The organism is Pseudomonas sp. B21-056 (genome assembly GCF_026016325.1).
Taxonomy (GTDB): domain Bacteria; phylum Pseudomonadota; class Gammaproteobacteria; order Pseudomonadales; family Pseudomonadaceae; genus Aquipseudomonas.
In genome coordinates this window covers 6,078,999-6,095,178 of sequence record NZ_CP087203.1, presented here as the reverse complement: position 1 = coordinate 6,095,178, position 16,180 = coordinate 6,078,999, and the positions used below count along the sequence as shown (strand labels likewise).

Sequence of the window (16,180 nt, the reverse complement as noted above, 5' to 3'; positions counted from 1 at the left end):
ATCGCATATTTCAATATCGAATAACTAAATGAATAAATATGATTTATGGATATATGAAGCCCCTGCTATGGTTTGACCCATCCAGCGAGATCGCCCACCGCGAATCGCACAGAACGTAAAAGGAATGGCAGGCATGTTGGTCGTCTCACTCGGTGGCAGTCCCAGCCAGCGCTCCCGCTCCGCAATCTTCCTGGAACGCTCGCAACGCTGGTTGCAGCAACACGGTGTGGAAGTGGTGAGCTATCAGGTGCGGGATTTTCCGGCCGAAGATCTGCTTCATGCCCGCTTCGACAGCCCGAAGATCATTGACCTGCTCCAGCAGATCGAAAATGCCGATGGCCTGCTGATCGCGACCCCTGTCTACAAGGCATCTTTTTCCGGTGCATTGAAGGCCGTGCTGGACCTCCTGCCTGAGCGTGCCCTGAGTCATAAGGTGGTGCTGCCCATGGCGACTGGCGGCAGTATCGCCCACATGCTGGCGGTGGACTACGCCCTCAAGCCGGTGCTGTCGGCGCTCAAGGCCCAGGAAATGCTTCAGGGCATCTTTGCCGAAGACAGCCAGATCGCCTACGGCGAAGGCAGTGCCCAAGCACAGTTGGCACCGGCGCTGCTGCAACGGTTGAATGAGGCACTGGAGCAGTTCTTCAGCGCCATGGCCCGTCGGCCCAAGCCGCTGGAACCCAGCCTGTTGAACGAACGCCTATTGAGTGCTCGCTGGAGCATCTGAACCCCAATACCTCTGATTCAACTCACCTTACTCCGCCGCCAACGGCCCAGCAGGTGCAGCCAAACCCCACAGCAAAAAGGAGAAGCGCCATGCGCTCTGTCATTTTGCGTCGCGGGCTGGTCGCTCTGTTTGCTGCGGCTGTGTCCTTCGGCGTCATTACCCAGGTTCAAGCCGAGACCTTGCGGATCGGTTATCAGAAATACGGCACCCTGGTGCTGCTCAAGGCCAAGGGCACGCTGGAAAAACGCCTCGCAGCCCTTGGCGTGGACGTGCAGTGGACCGAGTTCCCCGGCGGCCCGCAATTGCTCGAAGGCCTGAACGTCGGCTCCATCGATTTTGGTGTTACGGGTGAGACCCCGCCGGTGTTCGCCCAGGCGGCGGGCGCCGATCTGCTCTATGTCGCCTATGAACCGCCGGCCCCCGATAGCGAGGCCATCCTGGTGCCCAAGGATTCACCGATCCAATCGGTGCAGGACCTCAAGGGCAAGAAAGTCGCACTGAACAAAGGTTCGAACGTCCATTACCTGCTGGTGCGTGCGCTGGAGGATGTCGGGCTCAAATACGCCGACATCCAGACCGTTTTCCTGCCGCCGGCCGACGCCCGTGCAGCGTTCGAACGCGGCAGCGTTGACGCCTGGGTGATCTGGGATCCGTACCAGGCTGCCGCCGAACAACAGTTGCAGGCACGTACCCTGCGCGACGGCAAAGGCATCGTCGACAACCATCAGTTCTACCTCGCTACCCGACCCTATGCGCAAAAGAATCCCCAGGTCATCAGCGCCCTGGTGGAAGAAGTGCGCGCCGTAGGGGAGTGGTCCAAGGCCAATCCTGAAGAGGTGACCAAACAGGTGTCACCACTGCTCGGCCTGGCTGAGCCGATTACCCTGACGTCGATAAAGCGCCAGGGTTTCGGGGCCTTGTTCCTCACGCCAGAGGTGGTCGCGGCGCAGCAGAAAATTGCCGACACCTTCTATCAACTCAAGCTGATTCCCAAGCCCCTGAGCATCCGGGATGTGATCTGGACGCCGCCGCCGGCCGTTGCGAACGCGCAGTAATTTGCCCCCTTAGGAGACCACTCCATGAGCCTCAATATTTTCTGGTTCCTGCCTACTCATGGCGACGGCCATTACCTGGGCACCGCCGAAGGCGCCCGCGCCGTCGATCACGGTTACCTGCAACAGATCGCCCAGGCGGCGGATCGGCTGGGTTTCGGCGGTGTGTTGATCCCCACCGGGCGTTCCTGCGAAGACTCCTGGCTGGTGGCCGCGTCGTTGATTCCAGTGACCCAACGTTTGAAGTTCCTCGTGGCCCTGCGCCCCGGGATCATTTCCCCGACGGTAGCGGCGCGCCAGGCCGCGACCCTGGACCGGTTGTCCGGCGGACGGGCGCTGTTCAACCTGGTGACCGGCGGTGACCCGGAAGAGCTGGCCGGCGATGGCCTGTTTCTGGATCACGAGGCGCGCTACCAGGCGTCGGTGGAATTCACCCGCATCTGGCGCCGAGTGCTGGAAGGCGAAACCGTGGATTACGACGGCGAGCACATCAGCGTGAAGGGCGCCAAATTGCTTTACCCGCCGATCCAGCAGCCGCGCCCGCCGCTGTATTTCGGTGGCTCGTCGGAGGCGGCCCAGGACCTTGCTGCCGAGCAGGTGGAAATGGTGCTGACCTGGGGCGAACCGCCGGCGGCCGTCGCGGAGAAAATCCAACAGGTGCGGGCCAAGGCCGCGAAGCTTGGCCGTACCGTGCGCTTCGGCATACGCCTGCACGTGATCGTGCGCGAAACCCATGCCGAAGCCTGGCAGGCGGCCAACCGCTTGATCTCCCATCTGGATGACGACACCATCGCCCGCGCCCAGGCGTCCCTGGCGCGCTTCGACTCGGTGGGGCAACAGCGCATGGCCGCGCTGCATGGGGGGCGGCGTGACAAGCTGGAAGTCAGCCCCAACCTCTGGGCTGGTGTGGGCCTGGTGCGTGGCGGTGCCGGTACGGCGCTGGTGGGCGATGGCCCGACCGTGGCTGCGCGGGTCAAGGAGTACGCCGACCTGGGAATCGACACCTTCATCTTCTCGGGTTATCCACACCTCGAAGAGTCGTATCGCGTGGCGGAGCTGTTGTTTCCGCACCTGGACGTGGAGCGCCCGGAGCAGCCGAAAAGCCAGGGCTACGTGAGCCCGTTCGGGGAAATGGTCGCCAATGACATTCTCCCCAAAGCCGCTTCCCAGAGCTGAGGCGGCCATGAAGAAACTTATCCACAACCTGACGCCCTGGGCTCTGCCGCTGCTGTTGTTGGCGGTGTGGCAACTGTCGGTGTCGGCGGGCTGGTTGTCCACGCGGATCCTGCCTGCCCCGGTGGCGGTGATCGAGGCCGGGATCAGCCTGGTGCGCAGTGGCGAGATCTGGACGCACCTGGCGATCAGCGGTTGGCGGGCAGCGGTCGGGTTCCTGCTCGGCGGGACCATCGGGCTGGTGCTGGGCTTCATCACTGGTCTGTCGAAATGGGGCGAGCGCCTGCTGGACAGCTCGGTACAGATGGTGCGAAACGTGCCGCACCTGGCACTGATTCCGCTGGTGATCCTGTGGTTCGGCATCGACGAGTCGGCGAAGATTTTCCTGGTCGCCCTGGGCACGCTGTTTCCGATCTACCTCAACACCTACCACGGCATCCGCAATGTTGATCCGGCATTGGTGGAAATGTCCCGCAGCTACGGTTTGTCCGGTTTCAGCCTGTTTCGCCAGGTGATCCTGCCAGGCGCGTTGCCTTCGATCCTGGTGGGGGTGCGGTTTGCGTTGGGTTTCATGTGGCTGACGCTCATCGTTGCGGAAACCATCTCCGCCAGCTCCGGCATCGGCTACCTGGCGATGAATGCCCGGGAGTTCCTGCAAACCGACGTGGTGGTGCTGGCGATTCTGTTGTACGCCGTGCTCGGCAAGCTGGCCGACCTCGCGGCTCGCGGGCTTGAGCGGGTCTGGTTGCGCTGGCATCCGGCGTATCAGGTGAGCAAGGGAGGTGCAGCATGACGGCTCAACAACCCCCGCGCCTGTTGCGAGGCATTCCGTTGGCGGTGCGCCAGCTGCAGAAAACCTTCGGCTCGCGCCAGGTGCTGCGGGATATCGACCTGCACATCCCCACCGGACAGTTCGTGGCAGTGGTGGGTCGCAGCGGCTGCGGCAAAAGCACCTTGCTGCGCTTGCTGGCCGGTCTCGATCAACCCTCGGGTGGTGAATTGCTGGCCGGCTCGGCACCGTTGAGCGCCGCGCAACAGGACACCCGCCTGATGTTCCAGGAGGCGCGCCTGTTGCCCTGGAAAAGAATCATCGACAACGTCGGCCTCGGGCTCAAGGGCAACTGGCGCGCCCAGGCGTTGCAGGCGCTGGACGCCGTCGGCCTGGCTGAGCGTGCCGATGAATGGCCGGCGGCTTTGTCCGGTGGGCAGAAGCAGCGGGTGGCCCTGGCTCGCGCGTTGATTCATCAGCCGCGCCTGTTGCTGCTCGACGAACCCCTGGGAGCACTCGACGCCCTGACCCGCATCGAAATGCAACAACTGATCGAACGCCTGTGGCAGCAACACGGTTTTACCGTGTTGCTGGTGACCCACGACGTCAGCGAAGCGGTGGCCATTGCCGACCGGGTGATCCTGATCGAAGACGGCCGGATCGGTCTCGACCTGCCTGTCGATCTGCCACGTCCACGGAGTCGTGGTTCCCATCGCCTGGCGACCCTGGAAACCGAAGTCCTCAACCGCGTGCTGTCCTTGCCCGGCCAACCGCCGGAACCCGAACCCGTTTCACCCTTGCCCACGCAACTGCGCTGGGCGCAATAACACCATCCACACAGGAATCGACACTATGACCATCAAAGCCATCAACGTGCGTAACCAGTTCAAAGGCATCATCAAGGAAATCGTCGAAGGCGACGTACTCTCGGAAATCGACGTCCAGACCGCCTCCGGCATCGTCACCTCGGTCATCACCACCCGCTCGGTCAAGGAGCTGGAGCTGGCAATCGGCAGCGAAGTGATCGCCTTCGTCAAATCCACGGAGGTGTCCATCGCCAAGTTGTGATGTTCAGCCCATGGCCCCGAAAGGTGCGAGCCTTTTGGGGCCCGTTCAGAGCGCCTCGCGCTTGGGCAGGTACGGCGGCAGGTACAACCCCAGGTAGGCATCGAACACCCGCATGCCTTCTTCAGCCATGCGCGGGGTGATCTGGCCGTGTTGCTGCACCGAGCGTGCATAGACCCGGTCGCCCAGCTCCATGGCGAGGGCGAAGACGTCGACGTCATTGGGCAGTGTCGGCAGTTCGAAATGCCGGGCGAAGACTTTGTGCATCAGGTCGCCCAGTTCAAGGTCGTGCTGGCGGTCGGCCTGGGTGACTTCGGTCAGGCCATGCTGGGCCAGGATCAACTGGCGGGCAGCGGCGTCCTGGTCGTAGATTGTCAGCATGCGCTGCTCCACCAACCGCGACAGGTCGTGCCAGTGGTGCAGCGCGCCATGATCGATGGGTGCCTGGAGGCAGGCGCGGAAGGCGGCGTGGACGTCGGCAGTGAGCGCTTCGAGCAGGGCCGGAACGCTGGCGAAAAAGTGATACACGGAGGAGGGCGGGATGTCGGCGCGCTCGGCCACGCTATAAATCGACAGGCTGGCCACGCCTTCGGCCGCCAGCAGCGTGCGAGCGGCATCGAGGATCGAGTCGATCCGGGCCTGGCTGCGTGCGCGGGGTTTGCGCGGGGTGGCGGTGCGTGTCATGGGGCTCTCCTGCAGGGCAGCGCGCATTGTACGCAGAGCAAGCTGATGATCCATACTGCTTTTGTGGCGAGGGGATTTATCCCCGCTGGGGCGCGAAGCGGCCCTTCTTTTTTTGGGGCTGCTGCGCAGCCCAGCGGGGATAAATCCCCTCGCCACAACGGCCATAAAAAAACGCCGCGGCCCTGAGGGCAGCGGCGTTTCTCTTTACTGCAACCGCTTAAACGGTATGCAGGTACCAGTTGTACTCAAGGTCGGAGATGGAGTGTTCGAATTCCTCCAGCTCGCTTTCCTTGCAGGCCACGAAGATATCGATGTACTTCGGATCGATGTACTTGGCCATGACTTCGCTGTCGTCCAGCTCGCGCAAGGCATCACGCAAGTTGTTCGGCAGGCTCTGTTCGTTCTGCTCGTAGCTGTTGCCTTCCACCGGTGCGCCCGGCTCGATCTTGTTGACCAGGCCATGGTGGACGCCCGCCAGCACGGCGGCCATCAGCAGATACGGGTTGGCATCGGCGCCGGCCACGCGGTGCTCCAGGCGTACGGCATCGGCGGCGCCGGTGGGTACGCGCAGGGCCACGGTGCGGTTGTCCAGGCCCCAGGACGGCGAGTTCGGCACATAGAACTGCGCGCCAAAACGACGGTAGGAGTTCACGTTCGGGCAGAGGAACGCCATCTGCGCAGGCAGGGTCTCGAGCACACCGCCGATCGCGTGACGCAGCGCGGCGTTCTGCTCGGGATCCTCGCTGGCAAAGATATTCTTGCCATCCTTGTCCAGAATCGAAATATGAACGTGCAGACCATTGCCCGCCTGGCCCGGGTACGGCTTGGCCATGAAGGTGGTGTCCATTTCATGGTCGTAGGCGATGTTCTTGATCAGGCGCTTGAGCAGTACCGCGTAGTCGCAAGCCTTGATCGGGTCGGCCACGTGGTGCAGGTTCACTTCGAACTGCGCCGGGGCACTTTCCTTGACGATGGCGTCGGCGGGAATGCCTTGCTCCTTGGCACCTTCCAGGATGTCCTGGAGGCAGTCGACGTATTCGTCCAGGTCGTCGATCAGGTAGACCTGGGTCGAGTGCGGGCGTTTACCGGAGATCGGCGAGCGGGGCGGTTGTGGGCGTCCATTCACGTTCTCCTGGTCGATCAGGTAGAACTCCAGCTCGAATGCCGCGCAGATGGTCAGGCCCAGTTCGTCGAACTTGGTCACGACCTGGCGCAGGACTTCGCGAGGGTCGGCGAAGAAAGGCTCGCCTTCAAGTTCGTGCATGGTCATCAGCAGTTGCGCTGTAGGGCGCTTCTGCCAGGGTTCGTTGGAGAGGGTGCCCGGGATGGGGTAGCAGATCCGATCGGCATCGCCGATGTCCAGGCCCAGGCCGGTGCTTTCCACCGTCGAGCCATTGATATCCAGGGCAAACAGGGAGGCCGGCAGGTTGATGCCTTTCTCGTAAACCTTGTGGAGGCTGGTGCGTTCGATGCGCTTGCCGCGCACCACACCATTCATATCCGCAATCAGAAGGTCAACGTACAGAACCTCAGGATGTTCCTTAAGGAACGCGTTCGCTTCGTTAAGCTGAACGGCACGCGGGGGTACCGACATGATGCAACACCTTTGTTGTTAAAAATATCAATCATTGATCTCTTCGAAAGCCAGTCAACCCGAACGGCATGCCGAAGTCAAGCAGGGCCTTTTTTGCCCTAAAAAAGCACCTGAGGGGCTTTTTTGAGGCAGTTTGGGGCGTTTTTTTCCCTTTAAAGGACTTGGCGCCCGCACGCTTGAGCGGGCCGTGTTGTATTTTTTACGGGGGTGTTGTGTAAAAAAATGAACAAGGCTAAGCTCGATTCAAACCCATAACAGCAATAATACCGGGGTGCTTCATGTCTCGCCTGCCGTACCAACGGCCTCACCAACTGTTCCAGCAGATCGGTTGGCATGCTCGTCGCAATGCTCATTGCATCAGTGGCGACCCCTGTTCCCCGGCCACGACGATGGCCGCCAAGCGCTTGCCCATGCTGATGCCGCTCCCGTCGGATCAGTCGTCATCATCGTCCAATATTCTGGACGCTCTGGACGAATCTCTCTTTAGCGGCTCTCCTTCAACTTTAGAACCTTTTTTCCGGCCTATTGCCGGGCAAGGGCAACACAACGCGACGCCGATGCGTCAAACAACGCCTGGCTACTGAACGCAGCCAGGAAACTCACGCCTAGAGGCATTTATGAGTAACAACCTCGACCAGCTCACCGATTGGTTGAAAAACCATAAGATCACAGAAGTCGAATGCATGATTGGCGACCTGACCGGCATCACCCGGGGCAAGATCTCGCCGACCAACAAGTTCATTGCCGAAAAAGGCATGCGCCTGCCCGAGAGCGTTCTGCTCCAGACCGTTACGGGCGACTATGTCGAAGACGACATCTATTACGAACTGCTCGACCCTGCCGACATCGACATGATGTGCCGCCCGGACGAAAACGCAGTATTCCTCGTGCCCTGGGCCATCGAGCCTACCGCCCAGGTGATCCACGACTCCTACGACAAACAGGGCAACCCCATCGAGCTGTCGCCGCGCAACGTGCTCAAGAAGGTGCTCAAGCTCTATGCCGACAAGGGCTGGCAGCCGATCGTCGCGCCGGAAATGGAGTTCTACCTGACCAAGCGCAGCGACGACCCGGACTTCCCGCTGCAACCGCCCGTAGGCCGTTCCGGCCGCCCGGAAACTGGACGCCAGTCCTTCTCCATCGAAGCGGCCAACGAATTCGACCCGCTGTTCGAAGACGTCTACGACTGGTGCGAATTGCAGGAGCTGGACCTCGACACCCTGATCCACGAGGACGGCACGGCGCAGATGGAAATCAACTTCCGTCATGGCGATGCCTTGTCCCTGGCCGACCAGATCCTGGTGTTCAAGCGCACCATGCGCGAGGCGGCGCTCAAGCACAACGTAGCCGCTACCTTCATGGCCAAGCCCATGACCGGCGAGCCGGGCAGTGCGATGCACCTGCACCAGAGCATCATCGACAAGGAGACCGGCAAGAACGTTTTCTCCAACGAAGACGGGAGCATGAGCGAGCTGTTCCTGCACCACATCGGTGGCCTGCAGAAATTCATTCCCGAGTTGCTGCCGCTGTTCGCCCCCAACGTCAACTCGTTCCGCCGCTTCCTGCCAGACACCTCGGCACCGGTGAACGTGGAGTGGGGCGAAGAGAACCGCACCGTGGGCCTGCGGGTACCGGATGCCGGGCCGCAGAACCGTCGGGTGGAAAACCGCTTGCCGGGGGCCGACGCCAACCCGTACCTGGCGATTGCCGCCAGCCTGTTGTGCGGCTTCATCGGCATGGTCGAAGGCATCAACCCGAGCGCGCCGGTGGTGGGTCGTGGTTACGAGCGTCGCAACCTGCGCCTGCCGCTGACCATCGAAGACGCCCTGGAGCGCATGGAAAACAGCACTACCATCGAGAAATACCTGGGCAAGAAATTCATCACGGGCTACGTCGCCGTCAAGCGGGCCGAGCATGAAAACTTCAAGCGCGTCATCAGTTCGTGGGAGCGGGAATTCCTGCTCTTTGCCGTCTGAGGCGCCGGGCGGGGTTGCCTCCGGCAGCTTCGCCCCCACCGATATAAAGGAGAATTCGCATGACTCGCAACAACCCGCAAACCCGTGAATGGCAGGCCCTGAGCAGCGATCATCACCTGGCCCCGTTCAGCGATTTCAAGCAGCTCAAAGAGAAAGGCCCGCGCATCATCACCCACGCCAAGGGCGTCTACCTCTGGGACAGTGAAGGCAACAAGATTCTCGACGGCATGGCCGGCCTCTGGTGCGTGGCCGTCGGCTACGGCCGCGATGAGCTGGCCGACGTCGCCAGCCAGCAGATGCGCGAGTTGCCGTACTACAACCTGTTCTTTCAGACCGCCCACCCGCCGGCGCTGGAACTGTCCAAAGCCATCGCCGATATCGCCCCTGAAGGCATGAACCACGTGTTCTTCACCGGCTCCGGCTCCGAAGGCAACGACACCATGCTGCGGATGGTCCGCCACTATTGGGCTATCAAGGGCCAGCCGAACAAGAAAGTCATCATCAGCCGCAAGAACGGTTACCACGGTTCCACCGTGGCCGGCGCGAGCCTGGGCGGCATGACCTATATGCATGAGCAGGGCGACCTGCCGATCCCGGGCATCGTCCACATCGCCCAGCCGTACTGGTTCGGCGAAGGTGGCAACATGAGCCCCGAGGAATTCGGCGTGTGGGCGGCCAATCAACTGGAAGAGAAGATCCTGGAGATCGGCGTGGACAACGTCGGCGCCTTCATCGCCGAACCGATCCAGGGCGCGGGCGGCGTGATTGTGCCGCCGGACAGCTACTGGCCGCGCATGAAGGAGATCCTCGCCAAGTACGACATCCTGTTCGTGGCTGACGAAGTGATCTGTGGTTTCGGGCGCACCGGTGAGTGGTTCGGTACCGACTTCTACGGTTTGAAGCCGCACATGATGACCATCGCCAAGGGCCTGACCTCCGGCTACATCCCCATGGGCGGCCTGATCGTGCGTGACGATGTGGTCGAGGTGCTCAACGAAGGCGGCGACTTCAACCACGGTTTCACTTACTCCGGTCACCCGGTGGCCGCCGCGGTGGCGCTGGAAAACATCCGCATCCTGCGTGAAGAAAAAATCATCGAGCGGGTCCACAGCGAAACGGCACCCTATTTGCAGAAACGCCTGAGGGAACTGAACGACCACCCGCTGGTGGGTGAAGTGCGCGGTGTCGGCCTGCTGGGGGCGATCGAACTGGTCCGGGACAAGGCCACACGCCAGCGCTACGAAGGCAAGGGCGTGGGCATGATCTGCCGGCAGTTCTGCTTCGATAACGGGCTGATCATGCGGGCCGTGGGCGACACCATGATCATTGCGCCGCCGCTGGTGATCAGCAAGGCCGAGGTGGATGAGCTGGTGACCAAGGCGCGGCTGTGCCTGGACCTGACCCTCAGTGCGTTGCAAGGCTAAGTGCTAGGCTCTGTGCGAGGTGCTTTCAAGGGCCTCGCCCAGTCTGAACAAAAGGTTTGGGCTTGTGTTGAAAGCCTGCCCTGGAACTTGCCAGACTACCGGCTGTTCAAGTTGCCCGCGAGCCGGCTACTGAACTGTGGCTAAAAAGAATAACTGGAGCATCATCCATGAAGGCAATAGGTATGAAGATAGCTGGCAAGACCCTCCTCGCCATGTCCCTGATGGGCGTGATGGCGAGTGCCGTTCAGGCGGACGATAAAGTGCTGCATGTCTATAACTGGTCCGACTACATCGCACCGGACACGGTCGCCAAGTTCGAGAAAGAGTCGGGGATCAAAGTGGTCTACGACGTGTTCGACAGCAACGAAACCCTGGAGGCCAAGTTGCTGGCCGGCAAATCGGGTTACGACATCGTGGTGCCGTCGAACAACTTCCTGGCCAAGCAGATCAAGGCCGGCGTCTACCAGCCACTGGACAAGTCCAAGCTGCCGAACTGGAAGAACCTCGACACCGACCTGCTCAAGGCCGTGGGCGATGCCAGCGACAAGGGCAACCAGCACGCCTTCCCTTATATGTGGGGCACCATCGGCATCGGTTATAACCCCGAGAAGGTCAAGGCCGCACTGGGTGTCGACAAGATCGATTCCTGGGATGTCCTGCTCAAGCCGGAAAACATCGCCAAGCTCAAGGGCTGCGGCGTGAGCTTCCTCGATTCGCCGACCGAGATGATTCCGGTGGCGTTGCACTACCTGGGCTACCCGACCGACAGCCAGGACAAGAAACAACTGGCTGACGCCGAGGCGCTGTTCCTCAAGATCCGTCCTTCGATCAGCTACTTCCATTCGTCCAAGTACATCTCCGACCTGGCCAACGGCAACATCTGCGTAGCCGTGGGTTACTCGGGTGATATCGAGCAGTCCAAGTCCCGTGCGGCCGAAGCCGGCGGCAAGGTCAAGGTGGCCTACGCTATTCCGAAAGAAGGCGCCGGCTCGTTCTACGACATGGTCGCCATTCCGAAGGATGCCGAGAACGTCGACGCTGCCTACAAGTACATGAACTTCCTGATGAAGCCGGAAATCATGGCTGAGATCACCGACAACGTGCGCTTCCCGAACGGCAACAAGGCCGCTACGGCGTTGGTGGACAAGGAAATCTCCGGTGATCCGAACATCTATCCGTCGGACGCAGTGAAAGCCAAGCTCTACGCGATCAGCGACCTGCCGCCGGCCACCCAGCGGCTGCTGACCCGCAGCTGGACCAAGATCAAATCCGGTAAATAAACCGGCCTGAGGCATCTTCCTGTTGTCGCCGTCATCACGGCGGCGGCAACAGGAGCAACTAAATAACTAAAAGTTTTGCTGGATCGGTTTATCGAGGGTAAGTTGCGCGCCGGTTTTGTTGCAGGGTCCATTGCGGCCAGGCAACGGGGGCAACTTGGGCCCGACTATTCAAGAGGACCTCCACGTGCCAGTCTTTTCTTTGTTACGCAACGCCTTGCTGGTCGGTGCAGGCCTGACGCTCGCAGTCAGCGTCCAGGCGGCTTCCACCGTGCATATTTATAACTGGTCGGACTACATCGGCGAGACCACCCTGGCGGATTTCGAAAAAGCCACCGGGATCAAGCCGGTCTACGACGTGTTCGATTCCAACGAAACCCTGGAGGGCAAGTTGCTGGCCGGTCGTACCGGTTACGACGTGGTCGTGCCGTCCAACCACTTCCTGGGCAAGCAGATCAAGGCCGGGGCCTTCCAGAAGCTCGACAAGGCACAGTTGCCCAACTACGCCAACCTCGACCCTGCGCTGCTCAAGCGCCTGGAGCGTAACGACCCGGGCAACCAGTACGCCGTGCCATACCTGTGGGGCACCAACGGCATCGGCTACAACGTCGAGAAGATCAAGGCCGTCCTGGGGGTCGACAAGATCGATTCGTGGGCCATGCTGTTCGAGCCGGAGAACATCAAAAAACTCTCCAGTTGCGGCGTCTCGTTCCTCGATTCGGGTGACGAGATGATCCCGGCGATGCTCAATTACCTGGGCCTGAGCCCCAACAGCGAAGACCCCGAAGACTACAAGAAGGCCGAGGCCCAGCTCCTCAAGATTCGGCCTTATGTGACCTATTTCAACTCCTCCAAGTACATCTCCGACCTGGCCAATGGCGAGATCTGCGTGGCCGCCGGTTTCTCCGGCGATATCTTCCAGGCCCGGTCACGTGCCAGCGAAGCCGGCAAGGGCGTCGAGATCGCCTACGTGATCCCCAAGGAAGGCGGCAACCTCTGGTTCGACATGCTGGCGATCCCGCGTGACGCCACCAACGTCAAGCAAGCCCATGCCTTCATCAACTACCTGCTCAAGCCTGAGGTGATCGCCCAGGTCAGCGACACCGTCGGTTATGCCAACCCGAACCCAAAGGCTGGCGAGCTGATGGATCAGAAAGTCCGCACCGACGAAGCGGTTTATCCACCGCAAGCGGTCGTCGACAAGCTCTACGTCAACTCTGAGTTGCCGCCCAAGATCCAACGACTGATGACCCGCAGCTGGACCAAGGTCAAGTCGGGTAAATAACCGCTCTAACCAAGGTTCGCCCGTATGGGGCGAACTGTAAATTCTGTGGGAGTTTCGTAAATGGCTGTTGCCTCCGGCGCCTATAAGAAAGCCCTCGAGGGCGACCAGACACCCAAGCAGGTGCTGGTCAAAATCGACCGGGTCACGAAGAAGTTCGACGAGACGATTGCCGTGGACGATGTGTCCCTGGAGATCAAAAAAGGCGAGATCTTCGCCTTGCTCGGCGGTTCGGGTTCGGGCAAATCCACGTTGCTGCGCATGCTTGCCGGCTTTGAGCGGCCCACGGAGGGGCGGATTTTCCTCGACGGCGAGGACATCACCGACATGCCGCCCTATGAGCGGCCGATCAACATGATGTTCCAGTCCTACGCCTTGTTCCCGCACATGACCGTGGCGCAGAACATCGCCTTCGGCCTGCAGCAGGACAAGATCCCCAAGGCCGACATCGACGCCCGCGTGGCCGAGATGCTCAAGCTGGTGCAGATGAGCCAGTACGCCAAGCGCAAACCGCACCAGCTCTCCGGCGGCCAGCGCCAGCGCGTGGCCCTGGCCCGTTCGCTGGCCAAGCGTCCGAAGCTGTTGCTGCTCGACGAGCCGATGGGTGCCCTGGACAAGAAGCTGCGCTCGCAAATGCAGCTTGAGCTGGTCGAGATCATCGAGCGGGTCGGCGTCACCTGCGTCATGGTGACCCACGACCAGGAAGAGGCCATGACCATGGCCGAGCGCATCGCGATCATGCACCTGGGCTGGATCGCCCAGATCGGCAGCCCGATCGACATCTACGAAACCCCGACCAGCCGACTGGTCTGCGAGTTCATCGGCAACGTCAACATCTTCGAGACCGAAGTGGTGGACGACGCCGAAGGCCACGCGGTGCTGACCTGCAAGGACCTGGACCGCAACATCTACGTGGGCCACGGCATCAGCACCTCGGTGCAGGACAAGTCGGTGACCTACGCCATTCGCCCGGAAAAACTGCTGGTGACCGTCGAGCAGCCGACCTGTGAGCACAACTGGTCCAGCGGCAAGGTCCATGACATTGCCTACCTGGGTGGGCATTCGGTGTTCTACGTCGAGCTGCCGAGCGGCAAGCTGGTGCAGTCCTTCGTCGCCAACGCCGAGCGCCGTGGCCAGCGGCCGACCTGGGGCGACCAGGTGTTCGTCTGGTGGGAAGACGACAGCGGCGTGGTGCTTCGCTCATGAACATGCGCAAATTCAAACGCCGACTCGATCGAATAACGCCCGGTGGCCGTCAACTGGTCATCGGGGTGCCCTTCATCTGGCTGTTCCTGTTCTTCATGCTGCCGTTCTTCATCGTCCTGAAGATCAGCTTCGCCGAAGCCGACGTGGCCATTCCGCCGTACACCGAGATCTACAGCTACGTCGACCAGAAGCTGCAGGTGCTGCTCAACTTCGCCAACTACGCGATGCTCAGCGAGGATGAGCTGTACATCGCCGCTTACCTGGGCTCGTTAAAGATGGCCCTGATCAGCACCGCGCTGTGCCTGCTGATCGGTTACCCGATGGCCTACGCCATTGCCAATGCCCGCAAAGAGACGCAGACGGTGCTGGTGCTGCTGATCATGATGCCGACCTGGACCGCGATCCTGATCCGCGTCTACGCGTGGATGGGCATCCTCAGCAACAACGGTCTGCTCAATGGTTTCCTGATGAGCATGGGCTGGATCAGCGAACCGCTGCAGATCCTCAACACCAACCTGGCGGTCTATATCGGCGTGGTCTACTCCTACCTGCCGTTCATGATCCTGCCGCTGTACGCCAACCTGGTCAAACATGACGCCAGCCTGCTGGAGGCCGCCTCCGACCTGGGTTCGAGCACGTTCAACAGCTTCTGGAAAATCACCGTGCCGCTGTCCAAGAACGGCATCATCGCCGGCTGCATGCTGGTATTCATTCCGGTGGTGGGCGAGTTCGTGATCCCGGAACTGCTCGGCGGTCCGGAAACCCTGATGATCGGTAAAGTGCTGTGGCAGGAATTCTTCAATAACCGTGACTGGCCGGTGGCGTCCGCCCTGGCGGTGGTGATGCTGGCGATCCTGATCGTGCCGATCATCCTGTTCAACCGCAGTCAGGCCAAAGAAATGGAGGGCAAGGAATGAAGCGCTTCAGTTTTTCAAGCCTGATGCTGGTGCTGGGATTGCTGTTCATCTACGCGCCAATGGTGATCCTGGTGATCTACTCGTTCAACGCCTCGAAACTGGTGACGGTGTGGGGCGGTTGGTCGGTCAAGTGGTACGTCGGCCTGCTGGACAACAGCCAACTGATGGGCTCGGTGCTGCGTTCGCTGGAAATCGCCTGCTACACGGCGGTGGCCGCGGTGGCCCTGGGTACGCTGGCGGCCTTCGTGCTGACCCGCATCACCCGCTTCAAAGGACGCACGCTGTTCGGCGGCCTGGTCACCGCGCCGCTGGTGATGCCGGAAGTGATCACCGGTCTGTCGCTGTTGCTGCTGTTCGTGGCCATGGCGCAGATGATCGGCTGGCCCCAGGAACGTGGCATCGTCACGATCTGGATCGCCCACACCACGTTCTGCGCGGCCTATGTGGCGGTGGTGGTTTCGTCACGCTTGCGTGAGTTGGACCTGTCCATCGAAGAGGCGGCCATGGACCTCGGTGCGCGGCCGTGGAAGGTGTTCATCCTGATCACCATCCCGATGATCGCGCCGTCGCTGGCGGCGGGCGGCATGATGTCGTTCGCGTTGTCCTTGGACGACCTGGTGCTGGCGAGCTTCGTCTCGGGCCCGGGCTCGACGACCCTGCCGATGGAAGTGTTCTCGGCGGTGCGCCTGGGCGTGAAGCCGGAGATCAACGCCGTGGCGAGCCTGATCCTGCTGGCGGTGTCGCTGGTCACCTTCCTGGTCTGGTACTTCAGCCGCCGCGCCGAAGAAAACCGCAAGCGGGCGATCCAGCAAGCCATCGAGGAAAGTGCTGCCGATTCCTGGAAGCAGCCGGAAGTCCGTCGGGCGGCCGCCACTGCTCAGGCCTGAATGAGGCAGTGTGGCGAGGGAGGCAAGCTCCCTCGCCACAGGTTTTTTGGTTGAACCTGAAACCGCTATCGCGAGCAGGCTCGCTCCTACAGAGGATTTGTGGCAGGTCAATAGACCATGAGCGACAGACAACCCTGTGGGAGCGAG

At 61.2% G+C, this 16,180-nt stretch carries 15 protein-coding genes; 13 read left to right on the top strand and 2 right to left on the bottom strand.

Annotated elements, in window-relative coordinates:
• Positions 1–133 precede the first annotated feature (133 nt).
• The 6 genes from ssuE (at position 134) to LOY67_RS26715 (ending at position 4,789) form a co-directional block, all read left to right on the top strand.
• Positions 134–727: an NADPH-dependent FMN reductase gene (ssuE, locus tag LOY67_RS26740; protein ID WP_265065139.1), complete on the top strand. Its 594-nt coding sequence runs from the start codon at positions 134–136 to the stop codon at positions 725–727.
• A gap of 89 nt (positions 728–816) precedes the next feature.
• Complete coding sequence (locus tag LOY67_RS26735) at positions 817–1,782, top strand: sulfonate ABC transporter substrate-binding protein (RefSeq protein ID WP_265065138.1); 966 nt, start codon at positions 817–819, stop codon at positions 1,780–1,782.
• Between the two features lie 24 nt (positions 1,783–1,806).
• On the top strand, positions 1,807–2,955 hold the full coding sequence (gene ssuD, locus LOY67_RS26730; RefSeq protein WP_265065137.1) for an FMNH2-dependent alkanesulfonate monooxygenase: 1,149 nt from the start codon (positions 1,807–1,809) through the stop codon (positions 2,953–2,955).
• A 7-nt stretch (positions 2,956–2,962) separates the two neighbouring features.
• Entirely contained in the window at positions 2,963–3,745 is a 783-nt protein-coding gene (ssuC, locus tag LOY67_RS26725; protein ID WP_265065136.1) for an aliphatic sulfonate ABC transporter permease SsuC, read from the top strand.
• Complete coding sequence (gene ssuB, locus LOY67_RS26720; protein ID WP_265065135.1) at positions 3,742–4,548, top strand: aliphatic sulfonates ABC transporter ATP-binding protein; 807 nt, start codon at positions 3,742–3,744, stop codon at positions 4,546–4,548. Before ssuC ends, ssuB begins: the two co-directional genes overlap by 4 nt.
• A gap of 25 nt (positions 4,549–4,573) precedes the next feature.
• Positions 4,574–4,789: a TOBE domain-containing protein gene (locus LOY67_RS26715; protein ID WP_024780485.1), complete on the top strand. Its 216-nt coding sequence runs from the start codon at positions 4,574–4,576 to the stop codon at positions 4,787–4,789.
• A gap of 45 nt (positions 4,790–4,834) precedes the next feature.
• Here LOY67_RS26715 and LOY67_RS26710 read toward each other — a convergent pair whose 3' ends face one another.
• Positions 4,835–5,470: a TetR/AcrR family transcriptional regulator gene (locus LOY67_RS26710; protein WP_265065134.1), complete on the bottom strand. Its 636-nt coding sequence runs from the start codon at positions 5,468–5,470 to the stop codon at positions 4,835–4,837.
• Positions 5,471–5,687: 217 nt separating this feature from the next.
• A complete protein-coding gene (locus tag LOY67_RS26705; protein WP_265065133.1) occupies positions 5,688–7,064 on the bottom strand; it encodes a glutamine synthetase family protein in 1,377 nt (458 codons plus the stop codon).
• 617 nt (positions 7,065–7,681) lie between these two features.
• Between LOY67_RS26705 and LOY67_RS26700 the strand changes: the two genes are divergently transcribed.
• The 7 genes from LOY67_RS26700 (at position 7,682) to LOY67_RS26670 (ending at position 16,033) form a co-directional block, all read left to right on the top strand.
• Entirely contained in the window at positions 7,682–9,040 is a 1,359-nt protein-coding gene (locus tag LOY67_RS26700) for a glutamine synthetase family protein (RefSeq protein WP_265065132.1), read from the top strand.
• Positions 9,041–9,099: 59 nt separating this feature from the next.
• Complete coding sequence (locus LOY67_RS26695; protein WP_265065131.1) at positions 9,100–10,464, top strand: aspartate aminotransferase family protein; 1,365 nt, start codon at positions 9,100–9,102, stop codon at positions 10,462–10,464.
• Positions 10,465–10,646: 182 nt separating this feature from the next.
• Positions 10,647–11,744 (top strand): polyamine ABC transporter substrate-binding protein, encoded by a 1,098-nt coding sequence (locus LOY67_RS26690; protein ID WP_265067832.1) that lies wholly within the window; start codon positions 10,647–10,649, stop codon positions 11,742–11,744.
• A gap of 184 nt (positions 11,745–11,928) precedes the next feature.
• Positions 11,929–13,026: a polyamine ABC transporter substrate-binding protein gene (locus LOY67_RS26685; protein ID WP_265065130.1), complete on the top strand. Its 1,098-nt coding sequence runs from the start codon at positions 11,929–11,931 to the stop codon at positions 13,024–13,026.
• Positions 13,027–13,086: 60 nt separating this feature from the next.
• Positions 13,087–14,229, top strand: a complete 1,143-nt coding sequence (locus LOY67_RS26680; RefSeq protein WP_041021471.1) for an ABC transporter ATP-binding protein — start codon at positions 13,087–13,089, stop codon at positions 14,227–14,229.
• Complete coding sequence (locus LOY67_RS26675) at positions 14,226–15,146, top strand: ABC transporter permease subunit (RefSeq protein ID WP_265065129.1); 921 nt, start codon at positions 14,226–14,228, stop codon at positions 15,144–15,146. The genes LOY67_RS26680 and LOY67_RS26675 overlap by 4 nt, the downstream gene beginning before the upstream one ends.
• Positions 15,143–16,033: an ABC transporter permease subunit gene (locus LOY67_RS26670; RefSeq protein WP_265065128.1), complete on the top strand. Its 891-nt coding sequence runs from the start codon at positions 15,143–15,145 to the stop codon at positions 16,031–16,033. The genes LOY67_RS26675 and LOY67_RS26670 overlap by 4 nt, the downstream gene beginning before the upstream one ends.
• The last annotated feature ends 147 nt before the right edge of the window (positions 16,034–16,180 follow it).